This is a genomic window from Streptomyces afghaniensis, assembly GCF_044327915.1.
In the GTDB taxonomy this organism is placed as follows: domain Bacteria; phylum Actinomycetota; class Actinomycetes; order Streptomycetales; family Streptomycetaceae; genus Streptomyces; species Streptomyces afghaniensis.
The window spans coordinates 293,978-306,771 of record NZ_JBIRGJ010000002.1; the positions used below are offsets into that span (position 1 = coordinate 293,978).

The following is a 12,794-nucleotide window of genomic DNA, read 5'->3' on the forward strand; positions in this document are numbered from 1 at the left end:
TCAGGAAGGGTCGGCCATGCGCAGGTTCCCCAGGTACGGCACCAGGTTCGGCAACCCCGCCGACGCCGCCATGGCGGCCCTCACGGTGTTCGCCCTGTGCTCCGGAGTCTGGCTGCTGCGCGACGGCGCCGAGACGCACGCCCCGCCGCAGCCCTCCGCCGCGCAGGCCCGCGCGTGGCAGGACGGGCAGGACAGCCGTGCGGGACGGGACGGCCGGGCCGGTGTGGGGCCCGCCGCGCCCGCGCTGCCGCCCTCGCCGCCCGACCGCATCCGCATCCCGGCGATCCGGGTGAACGCGCCCCTGACCGCGCTGGGCCTGACGAGGACCGGAAGTCTCGACGTACCGCCCGCCGAGCGGAAGAACCTCGCCGGCTGGTACGAGGCCGGCACCACGCCCGGCGAGCGGGGCACCGCGATCGTCGCCGGCCACGTCGACAACGCCGACGGCCCCGCGGTCTTCTACGACCTCGGCGCCCTGGCCAAGGGCGCCACGATCGACGTGGACCGGCGGGACGGCAGCGTCGCGGTGTTCACCGTGGACGCCGTCGAGGCGTACGCCGCGAAGGACTTCCCCGACGAGAAGGTCTACGGCGCCGCCCGCCGCCCCGAGCTGCGGGTCATCACCTGCGGCGGCACCTACTCACGCGGCTCCGGGTACCAGGGGAACGTCGTCGTCTTCGCGCATCTGACCGGCAGCCGGTGACTCGCCGAGGACATTGGCCCTCCCCCAGGCCCCCAGCGGCGCCAGCGCCTCGTTCAGGCTCACGCCCCGGGGTGTCAGCGAGTACTCCACGCGGGGCGGCACCTCGTCGTACGCCTCGCGGTGCACCAGGCCGTCGGCCTCCATCTCCCGCAGGTGCGAGGCCAGCACCTTCTCGGTGACCCCCGGCAGCTCGCGGCGCAGCTCGCCGAAGCGGCAGGGCCGCTCGTTCAGCGCCCAGAGGATCAGCACCTTCCACTTGCCGCCGATCACGTCCATCGCCGCGTCGATCCCGCAGACGTACGCCCCCGGCCGCCGCCCCGTCGTCCCCATGCCCGAGCCCTCCCCTTCCACTGCCTGGAACCTTCCCCCGGGGTAACCACCCACTTCCAAGTACGTACTTGAGCAGGCGCTTCCCTGGAACGAGCCTAAACGCCATGACCGACAACCCAGTTGAACCCCGCACCCCTCTCACCCTCCTCGGCACCGGCGCCATGGGCACCGCCCTGGCCCGTGCCTGGCTCGCCGCAGGACACCCGGTGACCGTCTGGAACCGCACCGCGTCCCGCGCCGAACCCCTCGCCGCCGAGGGCGCCACCGTCGCCCGGACGGCCGCGGAGGCGGTGGCCGCGAACCGGCTCGTGGTCGCCTGTCTGCTCGACGACGCCTCCGTGGGCGAGTCCCTCGACGGAGCCCCTCTCGCGGGACGGGACCTGGTGAACCTCACCACGGGCACGCCCGGCGAGGGCCGGAGCCGCGCCGCCTGGGCCGAAGCGCGCGGAGCCCGCTTCCTGGACGGCGGGATCATGGCCGTCCCGCCGATGATCGGGGCCCCGGAGTCCGGCGGGTACGTCTTCTACAGCGGCTCACCCGAGCTGTTCGAGGAGCACCGGGACACCCTCGCCGTCCCGGCCGGCACCCGGTACGTCGGGGCAGACCCGGGCTTCGCCGCGCTGCACGACGTGGCCTTGCTCAGCGCGATGAACGGCATGTTCGCGGGCGTCACGCACGCCTTCGCGCTGATCCGCCCGGAGGACATCGCCCCGAAGGACTTCGCGCCGCTCCTCGCGGGCTGGCTGACCGCGATGGCCCCGGCCGTGCACCAGACCGCCGACCAACTGCAGAGCGGCGACTACACCAGGAACGTCGTCTCCAACCTCGCCATGCAGGTCGCGGGCAACGCCACGCTGCTGCGCACGGCCGAGGAGCAGCGGGTCAGCCCGGAGCTGCTGACGCCGTACCTGACGCTGATGGAGCGGCGCCTCGCCCAGGGGCACGGGGACGAGGACGGGACGGGGATCGTCGAGCTGCTGGACCTCCGGGCCGGGGCGTGACGCCTAGGCCAGCCACTGCTCGTACGCCAGGTTCCCCACCAGCGCGAACACCACCGTCAGCAGCACGGCGCGGACGAAGCCGCTGCCCTGCTTCAGGGCCGTGTGGGCACCCAGGGTGCCGCCGGCCAGGTTGAACACGGCCATCAGGGCCGCCAGTTGCCACAGGACCGCGCCCTGCCAGGCGAACGTGGCGAGGGCGCCCGCGTTGGTGCAGCAGTTGACGATCTTGGCGGTGGCGGAGGCCGTGACGAGGTCGAGGTGGAGCACGGCGGTGAGGGCGAGGACCAGGAAGGTGCCGGTGCCCGGGCCGACGAGACCGTCGTAGAAGCCGATACCGAGGCCCGCGAGGCCGATCGCCGCGAGGATCTGGCGCCGGGTGGCCGGGCCGGTCGCGGGGGCCGTGCCGAAGGCGGGCCGCAGGATCACGAAGGCGGCGACCCCGAGCAGCACCACCATGATCACCGGCTTGAGGACGTCGGTGCTCATCCCGGCCGCGAAGAAGGCCCCGGCTGACGATCCGGCGAGCGCGGCCAGACCGATGCGCACCGCCGTACGGACGTCCACCGGGGCCTTGCGGGCGTACGTCACGGCCGCGCCCGTCGTGCCGACGATGGCGACCGCCTTGTTGGTGCCCAGCGCGTGCGCGGCGGGGGTGTGCGACGGTAGCCCCAGCAGCAGCACCGGCAGCAGCAGGAGCCCGCCGCCGCCGACCACGGCGTCGATCCAGCCGGCGGCGAGAGCCGCCAGGCAGAGCAGAGCGATCATGGTCAGCGATATGTCGGGCATGATCGGGAGCCTATGCGACGCTGCCCTCACAGCCCGCCGTCGCCGCACTCCAGGAACCCTCACATCCACCCCCGGCCCCCGCTGAGGGCAGCGTTCCCCGTGGGAAACAGTCGTGATGCTGCCGGGAAACACCGGCACCGCACGCTCAAGGACATGACCTCGAATGAACGTGTGGTGGTGATCGGCACCGGCCTCGCGGGCGTACGGCTCGCCCGGCGGCTCGGTGAGCTCGGCACGCCCGCGTTGCTGATCGGCGAGGAGGAGCACCAGCCGTACAACCGGGTGCTGCTCGCCGAGGTGCTGGCCGGACGTTACAGCCCCGAGGTGATCGCCCTGCCGGCGCCCGCGCAGGCCGTGCGCGGCCGGGTCGTCGGCATCGACCGCGACGGGCGGACCGTCGAGTGCGCCGACGGCAAGGTGATCGCATACGACCGGCTCGTCCTCGCCACCGGATCCAACCCCGTCCTGCCGCCCCTGCGGGGCCTGTTCACCCCCGACCACGTGCTGCCAGAGGGCGTCCACGCCTTCCGGACCATGGACGACTGCCTGGGCCTGTCCAAGGCGGTCCGGCCGGGGGCGAAGGCGGTCGTCATCGGCGGCGGGCTCCTCGGGGTCTCCGCGGCCCGCGCGCTCGCCCTGCGCGGCGCCCAGGTCGTCCTCGCCCAGCAGTCCGAGCGGCTGATGGAGCGCCAGCTCGACCCGGCCGCCTCCAAGCTCGTCAAGCGGCACCTGACCGACCTGGGCGTCGAGGTGCACACCGAGTGCCGCGTACGGGACGTGCGCTGCGTCGGTGGCGCGGTCCGCTCCGTGGAGATGGCCGACGGGTACGCGCTCGACGCCGACCTCGTCGTCGTGGCCTGCGGCGTCCGCCCCCGGGTGGGTCTCGCCCAGGCCGCCGGCCTCGACGTCCGCAAGGGCATCGTCGTCGACGACGAGCTGCGCACCTCCGACCCGTACATCCACGCCATCGGCGACTGTGCCCAGCACGACGGCGTCCTGTACGGCCTCGCCGCTCCGGCGCTCGAACAGGCCGACGCGCTCGCGGAGCTGCTCGCCGGCCACGCGGACGCCCGCTACACCGGCACCCGCTCCCTGACCCGACTCACGCTGAACGGGAACGACAGTCCCTTCGACCTCGCCGCGTTCGGCGAGACCGAGGCGCTGCCGGGCGACGACGTCGTCCAGCTCACCGACGCCACCCGCGGCACCTACCGGAAGGTCGTCGTCCGCGACGACCGCCTGGTCGGCGGGGTCCTCGTCGGCGAACTCGGCACCGTCGGCGCGCTGGCGCGCGCCTGGGAGGGAGCAGAGCCGCTCCCCTCCGACGGCGGCCCGCTGCTCCACCTGCTTACCAATGACGGAGGCTCCTGATGTCCAAGGACACCCCCACGATCGTGCTCGTCGGCCATGGCATGGTCGGCCAGCGCTTCCTCGAAGCGCTCGCCGAGCGCGGCCTGACCGCCACGCACCGCGTGGTCGTGCTCTGCGAGGAGCCGCGCCCCGCGTACGACCGTGTCCAGCTCACCTCGTACTTCTCGGGCAAGACGCCCGAGGACCTGTCCATGACGGACCTGAAGTTCATCGAGGACCACGGCATCGAGCTGCGCGTCGGCGACCCGGCGGAGACGATCGACCGCGAGGCGCGCAGGGTGACCGCCCGCTCCGGTCTCGTCGTCGACTACGACGTGCTCGTCCTGGCCACCGGCTCGTACCCGTTCGTACCGCCGGTACCGGGCAAGGACGCCGAGGGCTGTTTCGTCTACCGCACGATCGAGGACCTTCTCGCCATCGAGGAGTACGCCAAGAAGGCGACGACGGGTGCCGTGGTCGGCGGCGGTCTGCTCGGTCTGGAGGCCGCGGGCGCGCTGAAGGGTCTCGGACTCACCTCCCACATCGTGGAGTTCGCGCCCCGCCTGATGCCCGTCCAGGTCGACGAGGGCGGCGGCGCCGCCCTGCTGCGCACCATCGAGGAGATGGGCCTGAGCGTCCACACGGGCGTCGGCACGCAGGAGATCGTCGTCGGCGAGGACGGCGCCGTGACCGGCATGAAGCTGTCCGACGGCTCCGAACTGTCCACCGACCTGGTGGTGTTCTCCGCCGGTGTCCGCCCCCGCGACCAGCTGGCCCGCGACTGCGGCCTGACGGTCGGCGAGCGCGGCGGCATCGCGGTCGACGAGCAGTGCCGCACGGTGAACGACCCGCACGTGTTCGCGATCGGCGAGTGCGCGCTGGCCGCCGACGGCCGGGTGTACGGCTTGGTCGCCCCCGGTTACGAGCAGGCCGAGACGGCCGCCGCGACGATCGCCGCGGACGAGGCCGCCTTCACCGGCGCCGACCTGTCCACCAAGCTGAAGCTGCTCGGCGTGGACGTGGCGTCCTTCGGTGACGCGCACGGCACCGCCGAGGACTGCCTGGACGTCGTCTACTCCGACTCCCGCGCGGGCCTGTACAAGAAGCTGGTCATCGGCCGCGACGGGACGCTGCTCGGCGGCATCCTGGTGGGCGACGCGGAGGCGTACGGCACGCTGAAGGCGTTCACCGGCTCGGTCCCGCCGGTCGCGCCCGAGGCCCTCGTCCTGCCGGCCGGCGCCGGCGCCCCGGCCCAGCTCGGCCCGTCCGCGCTGCCGGACGACGCGATCATCTGCTCCTGCCACAACGTCTCCAAGGGCGCGATCCGCGGCGCGGTCACCGACCACCAGTGCACGACCGTGCCCGAGGTGAAGAAGTGCACCAAGGCCGGCACCGGCTGCGGCTCCTGCGTCAAGGTCCTCGGCCAGCTCGTCAACGCCGAGCTGGAGGCCGGCGGCATCGAGGTCGACAAGGGCCTGTGCGGCTGCTTCGCGCAGACCCGCGAGGAGCTGTACGAGATCGTCCTCGCCCTGCGCATCAACAGCTACCAGGAGCTGCTGGACCGCCACGGCCGCGAGGAGGCCAGGGGCGGTGACGGCTGCGAGATCTGCAAGCCGGCCGTCGCCTCGATCATCGCCTCCCTCGCCCCGGCGATCGGCGCGAGCGGCTACGTCCTGGACGGTGAGCAGGCCGCCCTGCAGGACACCAACGACCACTTCCTGGCCAACCTGCAGAAGAACGGCTCGTACTCGGTCGTCCCGCGCATCCCCGGCGGTGAGATCGCCCCGGAGAAGCTGATCGTGATCGGCGAGATCGCCCGCGACTTCGGCCTCTACACGAAGATCACCGGCGGCCAGCGGATCGACATGTTCGGCGCCCGCGTCGAACAGCTGCCCCTGATCTGGGCCCGCCTGGTCGACGCCGGCTTCGAGTCCGGCCACGCCTACGGCAAGTCGCTGCGCACGGTGAAGTCCTGCGTCGGCCAGACCTGGTGCCGCTACGGCGTCCAGGACTCCGTCCGCATGGCGATCGACCTGGAGCTGCGCTACCGGGGGCTCCGCTCCCCGCACAAGCTGAAGTCGGCCGTCTCCGGCTGCCAGCGCGAGTGCGCCGAGGCCCAGTCGAAGGACTTCGGCGTCATCGCCACCGCCAACGGCTGGAACCTGTACGTCGGCGGCAACGGCGGTGCCACGCCGCGCCACGCGGACCTGCTCGCGCAGGACCTGTCGGACGCCGAACTGGTCCGCCTGATCGACCGGTTCCTGATGTTCTACATCCGTACGGCCGACCGCCTGGAGCGCACCTCTACCTGGCTGGAGCGGATCCCCGGCGGCCTGGAGCACGTACGGGACGTCGTCGTCCACGACTCGCTCGGCATCTGCGACGAGCTGGAGAAGCTGATGCAGGCGCACGTCGCGCACTACCGCGACGAATGGGCCGAGACCATCAACGACCCCGAGAAGCTCGCCCGGTTCGTGTCCTTCGTGAACGCGCCGGACACCCCGGACCCGGTCGTCGCCTTCGTGCCCGAGCGCGACCAGATGAAGCCCGACCTGCCGCTGCTGTCCATCGGTATGCGACCCGCCGAAGACGTACTGGAAGGAAGCGCCCAGCGATGACCCTGGCACCTGAGACCACCGATCTGAAGGTCGAACTCGCCCTGGAAGGCGACTGGTTCACCGTCTGCGACCTCAGCATGCTGCTCCCGGGCCGCGGGGTGGCGGCACTGCTGCCGGACGGCCGCCAGGCGGCGGTCTTCCGGGACCGCACCGGTGAGCTGTTCGCCATCGACAACCGCGACCCCTTCACCGGCGCGGCCGTCCTCTCCCGCGGCCTGACCGGCACCCACCAGGGCCGCCCGTTCGTCGCCTCCCCGCTGCTCAAGCAGCGTTTCGACCTCGAGTCCGGGCAGTGCCTGGACGACGAGGAAGTACAGGTGACGACGTACAAGGTGCGCACCGCCTGACGGTCCGCCCGAAGAAAGCACCGCGCGCGGGATCCCCGTCGGCCTCCGTGGCCGGGCGGGGATCTCGCGCGCGCGGGTTTCCGGCCGGGTAACGCGCGCAGGTTTCCGGCCGGGTAAATCGAAGCTTTACGGTTGCTTGGGGCATTGAATTGCTAAGGGCAAGTAATCCCCTTCTAGGGTTGCGGAATGACCGAAACCGCAGCCGTACCCGAGGAGGCGGCCCCGACGTCCCCGCCCGGCGGGCTGACCCACCGGCAGATCCTGACCATTCTCAGTGGTCTGCTGCTGGGGATGTTCCTGGCCGCCCTGGACCAGACGATCGTCAGTACCGCGATCCGCACGATCTCCGACGATCTGCACGGCCTGAGCCAGCAGGCGTGGGCGACCACGGCGTACCTCATCACCTCGACGATCACCACACCGCTGTACGGCAAGCTGTCCGACCTGCACGGCCGCAAGCCGTACTTCCTGACCGCCATCAGCATCTTCGTGGTGGGTTCGGCAGCGTGCTCGTTCGCCACCTCGATGACCGAACTGGCCTGGTTCCGGGCGTTCCAGGGGCTCGGCGCGGGCGGCCTGATGTCGCTGGTGCTGGCGATCATCGGCGACATCGTGCCGCCGCGGGAACGCGCCCGCTACCAGGGCTATCTGCTGGCCACCTTCGCCACCTCCAGCGTGCTCGGCCCGCTCATCGGCGGATTCCTGTCCGGCCGGGACAGCATCCTGGGGATCACCGGCTGGCGCTGGGTGTTCCTGGTGAACGTGCCGGTCGGCCTGCTGGCGCTGGTCGTGGTCGCCAAGGTGCTCAATGTGCCGCACACCCGGCTCGACCGGCGGATCGACGTCTGGGGCGCGGTGACCATCGCCCTCGGCGTCGTGCCGCTGCTGCTGGTGGCCGAACAGGGCCGCGACTGGGGCTGGACGTCGACGAGGTCCGTGGCGTGCTACGCGGTCGCGGCGGTCGGCCTGCTGCTGTGGGTCCTCGTGGAGCGGCGGGTCGGCGATGACGCGCTGATCCCGGTCCGGCTGTTCCGCAGCGGGATGTTCAGCCTGGTCAGCGTGGTGCTGCTGATCGTCGGCATGGGGATGTTCGGCGCGATGATGATGATCCCGCAGTACCTGCAGATCGTGAAGGGAGCCACCCCGACCACCTCGGGCCTGCAGATGCTGCCGCTGGTCGTCGGCATGATGAGCGCCTCGATCGTCTCCGGCCAGGTCACGTCCAGGACCGGGAGGTACAAGTTCCTCCCGATCGTCGGCACCGCGCTGATGGTCGTGGCCCTGCTGCTGTTCGCCGTACGGGTGGACTGGGACACTCCGCTGCGGGAGACGATGATCTACATGCTCGTCCTGGGCCTCGGGCTCGGCTGCTGCATGCAGACGCTGGTCCTGGCGATGCAGAACGCGGTGCCGCCGCAGGACATGGGGGTGGCGAGCGCGTCGTCCACGTTCTTCCGGCAGATGGGCGGCACGGCCGGCACGGCCGTGTTCACCACCCTGCTGTTCACCCACGTCCCCGGGAAGATCGCGGACGCCTTCACGTCGGCCGGCCGCACCGCTTCCTTCCAGGCGGCCCTGCGGGACCCGGCGGTGCGTGCCGACCCGGCGAACCGGCCCGTGCTGGACATGGTGCGGGGGCACGGCTCGTCCGGCGCCGCACAGGTGCTCAGCGACTCGTCGTTCATCCAGAAGCTCGACCCGCGGCTCGCCGTGCCGTTCAAGATGGGCTTCGCCGACTCGATGCACGTGGTGTTCCTGACCGCCGCGGCGGTGCTGGTGCTGGGCTTCCTGCTGGCCCTGTTCATCAAGGAGGTACCGCTGCGTCAGGTGTCCGGCCTGCAGGCCCGCGCCACCGAGGAGGGCGCGGTGGCCCCGGCCCCGGCCCCGGCCCTGGTCGAGAAGAACCCGGTCGATGTCACCTCCGAGGCGGAAGCCTCCGCCGGCCAGATCCCGGTGCGCGGCTTCGTCCGCCGGACCGGGAGCGCGCCGGTCCCGCGGGCCGCGATCACGCTGATCTCCCTCGGCGGACGGCAGCTGGGCCGCGCGGTCGCCCGGGCCGACGGTGCCTACGCCGTGACCGCGCCGGGCACGGGTTCGTACGTCCTGATCGCCTCCGCCGACGGCTTCCAGCCGCAGGCCTCGACGGTCGTCGTGCACGAGGACCCGGTGGCGTACGACATCCTGCTGAGCGGCACCAGTGGTCTGAGCGGTGTCGTACGGGCCGCCGAGACGTCGCTGCCGGTGAAGGACGCGATGGTGATCGTGACGGACGTGCGCGGTGATCTGCTGGCCACTCAGGCCACCGGTGAACAGGGCGAGTTCTCCTTCGGCGAGGTGGCTTCCGGGACGGTGACCGTCGCGGTGAACGCCGCCGGGTTCCGCCCGCGCGCCCTGCCCGTCGAGATCGGCGGCAGCGGGGCCACCCGCATCGAGGTCGACCTCGACTTCGGCGCCCACCTCCAGGGCGTCGTACGGTCCCCGCACGGCCCTCTCGCGGACGCCCGGGTGACGCTGGTGGACGCGGCGGGCAACGTGGTCGGCACGGCCGTGACCGAGTCGGACGGCGCCTACGCCTTCACCGACCTGGAGAGCGGCGAGTACACGGTCATCGCGACCGGCTACCCCCCGGTGGCCACGGCGCTGACGGTGAGCGGCCGCGGCGTCGACGGCCACGACATGGATCTGTCCCACCCGGCCGAGTAGGCGGAACCCCGGCCCACTTGACGGCGGCTCCACGGCCTGAGCCCGGAAACGGCACTCCGGGCTGCCTGTGCTCCTGGCAGGCTGGGCGCATGGTCACGCAGCCGAACGACTGGTCCGCGCTCACCTGGCTGGGCCCTCCGATCGACGCCCGCGCGCTGTTCGGTCCCGAACTGGAGGCCCTGCTCGGGCTGCTGAGGGGGCTCGGGCCGGCGGAGTGGGCGCGGATCGCCGTGCCGGGGTGGACCGTCCACGACGTCACCGCGCACGTCCTCGGTGACTGCGCCGCCCGCCTCGGCAGCCGCGATCCGGGCGCTCCCGCGCCGGGAGAGACTCTGGAGGCGTTCATCCACCGCGCCAACCAGGAGTGGGTCGAGCGCCACCGGGACGTCGGCTCCGCCTCACTCGTCGATGCCCTGGAGCGAGCCGGTGCCGAACTGGCGGACCGCTTCGCCGCCGCGGACCCGGCCACGCCGTCGCTCGGCGTGTCCTGGGCCGGGGCCGACCCGGCGCCCATGTGGCTCGACTGCGCCCGGGAGTTCACCGAGTACTGGACGCACCGGCAGCAGATCCGGCACGCGGTCGGGCTGGACACCGACGCCGGTCCGCGGGCCCTGTCCGTCGTCCTGGACACCTTCATGCGGGCCCTGCCGCACACCCTGCGGGACACCGAGGCGCCGGGCGGTACCCAGGTGGAGGTGACGGTCACCGGGCCGGGAGGGGGAGTGTGGACCGTGACGGCCGAGGCGGGCGGCTGGTCCCTGGGGCCCGGACCGCAGGGGCGGCCCGCCTCCGCCGTACGACTGGACGCGGAGACGGCGTGGCGGCTGTGCACGCGCGGCATCGAGCCGGGCCCCGCCCTCGCCCGGGCCCGCGTCCAGGGCGATCGGCGGCTCGCCGAGGCCGTGTGCCGGATCGTGTCCGTCGTGTACTGACCCGCACGGGCCGCCGCGCGCTGTCGAGTTCCTGTCGACTTCGCCGACTCGCCGCGCCTCAAGGGCCACTTGGCGTTTCATCGGGTGCGTCGAGTCACGCCCCCACCTTCACGAAAGGCCCGACCATGACCCGGAACCACCCCCGGCCGTCCCGGCGCACCGTGCTCGGCGGGGCAGTCGCCGCGCTCGCGGCGACCGCCGGCACCGGCACGGCACAGGCGGCCGCCGGCACCGCCTGGCCCACCGAGTTCCCGCTGCCCGACGGCTGGCTCCCCGAGGGCATCACCATAGGCAGCAGGCCGTACGCCTACATGGGCTCCCGCGCCGACGGGGCCGTCTACCGCACCGACCTGCGCACCGGCAAGGGCGAGGTCCTGCACGAGGGCGCCACCGGTCTCGCCTCCATCGGGCTGAAGCTGGACGGCGACGGCCTGCTCTACGTGGCCGGTGGCGCCGGGGGAACCGCGAGGATCGTCGACTCGCGCAGCGGCGAACTGCTCACCACGTACCGGCTCACCCAGGACGCCGCCCCCTTCATCAACGACGTCGTCCTGCACCGGGACCGCGCCTGGTTCACCGACTCCCGCGACGCGGTACTCCACGGCGTCCCGCGCGGCCGCGAGGGCAAGGTCCGCGCCCTCGAACTCACCGGCGAGTGGGTGCAGGCGCCGGCCGGGACCAACAGCGCCAACGGCCTGGTCGCCACCCCCGACGGCCGCGGGCTGATCGTCGTCAACGCCGGGCAGCTGTACAACGTCGGTCTCAGGACCGGCCACGCCACGAGGATCGCGCTGGAGGGCGGCACCGACGTGTCAGGCGGCGACGGCCTGGTCCGTCTCGGCCGCACCCTGTACGTCGTCCAGAACCGCCTGAACAAGATCACCGTCTGGCACCTCGACGAGCAGGCCACCACGGCGACCCTGAGCAGGACGATCACCGACCCGCGGTTCGACGTCCCCACCACCGCCGCGCGCTTCGGCAACCGCCTCTACCTGGTCAACGCCCGCTTCACCAGCCCGCAGACGCCGGAGACGACGTTCAACGCGGTGGCCGTGTCCCTGTGAGCGTCATGCCTTCAGGGCGTCGTACGTCACCCCGGTGAGCTCCTCGGACGCGGCCCACAGCCGCTGCCCCGCCGTGTCGTTGAGGGTCCAGGGCGCCCGCCAGGACGGTGCGGGCGCCCCGCGCCACATGGCGATGTGCGGGCCGGTGAAGGAGTCGGGCCGTACGCCTGGTGCTGTCGCGGCGTAGAGGATCGGCAGCGCGCCCGCCTCGGCCGGCTGGGCGATGACCCGGTTGGCGATCCGCACGAGCCGCTCGGCGGCCGGGCGCCCCTCGGCGAGCGGTCCGGTGGTCTGGAGGTTGGTGGCCGCGTACCCGGGGTGGGCCGCGGCCGCCACCAGGTCCGTGCCGTGCGCCGCGGCCCGGCGCGCCAGTTCGTGCGTGAACAGCAGGTTGGCCGTCTTGGAACGGGCGTAGGCGATCCAGCGCCGGTAGCGCCGCTCGCTGTTGAGGTCGTTCATGTCGATGTTGGCGAGGGCGTGCATCCCGCTGGAGACGACCACGACCCGGGCCCCCGGCGCCGCCAGCAGCGCGGGCATCAGCAGGCCGGTGAGGGCGAAGTGCCCCAGGTGGTTGACCCCGAACTGCCTCTCGAAGCCGTCCACCGTCGTCCCGTACGGCAGCGCCATCACCCCGGCGTTGTCGACGAGCACGTCCAGCCGCTCGTACGGGAATCCGGCCGCGAACTCCCTTACGGAGGCCAGGTCCCCGAGGTCGAGCCGGCCCAGCTCGACCCGGGCCTCGGGCAGTTCCGCCCGGAGCCGGTCCACGGCCTCGTCGCCCCGGGCCTCGCTGCGGCACGCGAGCACCACCCGCGCGCCCTTGCGGGCCAGTTCCCGTGCCGTGACGAACCCGATCCCGCTGTTGGCGCCGGTGACGACGGCGACGCGGCCGCTCTGGTCCGGGATGTCGTGTGTGTCCCAGCCTGGCATGGCAGGCTCCCTCCGTCGGTGGCCGCGATC

At 72.5% G+C, this 12,794-nt stretch carries 11 protein-coding genes; 8 read left to right on the forward strand and 3 right to left on the reverse strand.

Annotated elements, in window-relative coordinates; all coding sequences use genetic code 11:
* Positions 1-16 precede the first annotated feature (16 nt).
* Positions 17-703, forward strand: coding sequence for a class F sortase (locus ACH4G3_RS07590; protein WP_397623619.1), 687 nt, complete (start codon positions 17-19; stop codon positions 701-703).
* Here ACH4G3_RS07590 and ACH4G3_RS07595 read toward each other — a convergent pair.
* Positions 641-1,033, reverse strand: a complete 393-nt coding sequence (locus tag ACH4G3_RS07595; protein WP_397623620.1) for a winged helix-turn-helix transcriptional regulator — start codon at positions 1,031-1,033, stop codon at positions 641-643. The two genes, ACH4G3_RS07590 and ACH4G3_RS07595, sit on opposite strands and share 63 nt — an antisense overlap.
* Positions 1,034-1,137: 104 nt before the next feature.
* On the opposite strand from ACH4G3_RS07595, the gene ACH4G3_RS07600 reads away from it, so the two are divergent.
* Positions 1,138-2,034, forward strand: coding sequence for an NAD(P)-dependent oxidoreductase (locus ACH4G3_RS07600; RefSeq protein ID WP_397623621.1), 897 nt, complete (start codon positions 1,138-1,140; stop codon positions 2,032-2,034).
* A gap of 3 nt (positions 2,035-2,037) precedes the next feature.
* Here ACH4G3_RS07600 and ACH4G3_RS07605 read toward each other — a convergent pair whose 3' ends face one another.
* Entirely contained in the window at positions 2,038-2,820 is a 783-nt protein-coding gene (locus tag ACH4G3_RS07605; RefSeq protein WP_397623622.1) for a sulfite exporter TauE/SafE family protein, read from the reverse strand.
* 153 nt (positions 2,821-2,973) lie between these two features.
* Here ACH4G3_RS07605 and ACH4G3_RS07610 point away from each other — a divergent pair, with 153 nt between their 5' ends.
* The 6 genes from ACH4G3_RS07610 (at position 2,974) to ACH4G3_RS07635 (ending at position 11,834) form a co-directional block, all read left to right on the forward strand.
* Positions 2,974-4,191 carry an NAD(P)/FAD-dependent oxidoreductase gene (locus ACH4G3_RS07610; protein ID WP_397623623.1) on the forward strand — a complete coding sequence of 406 codons (1,218 nt, stop codon included), beginning with the start codon at positions 2,974-2,976 and terminating at the stop codon, positions 4,189-4,191.
* A complete protein-coding gene (nirB, locus tag ACH4G3_RS07615; RefSeq protein ID WP_397623624.1) occupies positions 4,191-6,788 on the forward strand; it encodes a nitrite reductase large subunit NirB in 2,598 nt (865 codons plus the stop codon). The genes ACH4G3_RS07610 and nirB overlap by 1 nt, the downstream gene beginning before the upstream one ends.
* A complete protein-coding gene (gene nirD, locus ACH4G3_RS07620; RefSeq protein ID WP_397623625.1) occupies positions 6,785-7,135 on the forward strand; it encodes a nitrite reductase small subunit NirD in 351 nt (116 codons plus the stop codon). The genes nirB and nirD overlap by 4 nt, the downstream gene beginning before the upstream one ends.
* A gap of 186 nt (positions 7,136-7,321) precedes the next feature.
* Entirely contained in the window at positions 7,322-9,838 is a 2,517-nt protein-coding gene (locus ACH4G3_RS07625) for an MFS transporter (protein WP_397623626.1), read from the forward strand.
* A gap of 89 nt (positions 9,839-9,927) precedes the next feature.
* Complete coding sequence (locus ACH4G3_RS07630; protein ID WP_397623627.1) at positions 9,928-10,770, forward strand: maleylpyruvate isomerase family mycothiol-dependent enzyme; 843 nt, start codon at positions 9,928-9,930, stop codon at positions 10,768-10,770.
* Positions 10,771-10,895: 125 nt separating this feature from the next.
* Positions 10,896-11,834, forward strand: a complete 939-nt coding sequence (locus tag ACH4G3_RS07635; protein ID WP_397623628.1) for an SMP-30/gluconolactonase/LRE family protein — start codon at positions 10,896-10,898, stop codon at positions 11,832-11,834.
* Positions 11,835-11,837: 3 nt separating this feature from the next.
* On the opposite strand, the gene ACH4G3_RS07640 is transcribed toward ACH4G3_RS07635, so the two are convergent.
* Positions 11,838-12,764 (reverse strand): oxidoreductase, encoded by a 927-nt coding sequence (locus tag ACH4G3_RS07640; protein WP_397623629.1) that lies wholly within the window; start codon positions 12,762-12,764, stop codon positions 11,838-11,840.
* Positions 12,765-12,794: the final 30 nt, after the last annotated feature.

Coding starts and splice junctions, on each gene's coding strand:
- ACH4G3_RS07595 (WP_397623620.1), bottom strand. CDS start 1,033: ATGGGGACGACGGGGCGGCGGCCGGGGGCGTACGTCTGCGGGATCGAC.
- ACH4G3_RS07590 (WP_397623619.1), top strand. CDS start 17: ATGCGCAGGTTCCCCAGGTACGGCACCAGGTTCGGCAACCCCGCCGAC.
- ACH4G3_RS07600 (WP_397623621.1), top strand. CDS start 1,138: ATGACCGACAACCCAGTTGAACCCCGCACCCCTCTCACCCTCCTCGGC.
- nirD (WP_397623625.1), top strand. CDS start 6,785: ATGACCCTGGCACCTGAGACCACCGATCTGAAGGTCGAACTCGCCCTG.
- ACH4G3_RS07640 (WP_397623629.1), bottom strand. CDS start 12,764: ATGCCAGGCTGGGACACACACGACATCCCGGACCAGAGCGGCCGCGTC.
- ACH4G3_RS07635 (WP_397623628.1), top strand. CDS start 10,896: ATGACCCGGAACCACCCCCGGCCGTCCCGGCGCACCGTGCTCGGCGGG.
- ACH4G3_RS07625 (WP_397623626.1), top strand. CDS start 7,322: ATGACCGAAACCGCAGCCGTACCCGAGGAGGCGGCCCCGACGTCCCCG.
- ACH4G3_RS07610 (WP_397623623.1), top strand. CDS start 2,974: ATGACCTCGAATGAACGTGTGGTGGTGATCGGCACCGGCCTCGCGGGC.
- ACH4G3_RS07630 (WP_397623627.1), top strand. CDS start 9,928: ATGGTCACGCAGCCGAACGACTGGTCCGCGCTCACCTGGCTGGGCCCT.
- nirB (WP_397623624.1), top strand. CDS start 4,191: ATGTCCAAGGACACCCCCACGATCGTGCTCGTCGGCCATGGCATGGTC.
- ACH4G3_RS07605 (WP_397623622.1), bottom strand. CDS start 2,820: ATGCCCGACATATCGCTGACCATGATCGCTCTGCTCTGCCTGGCGGCT.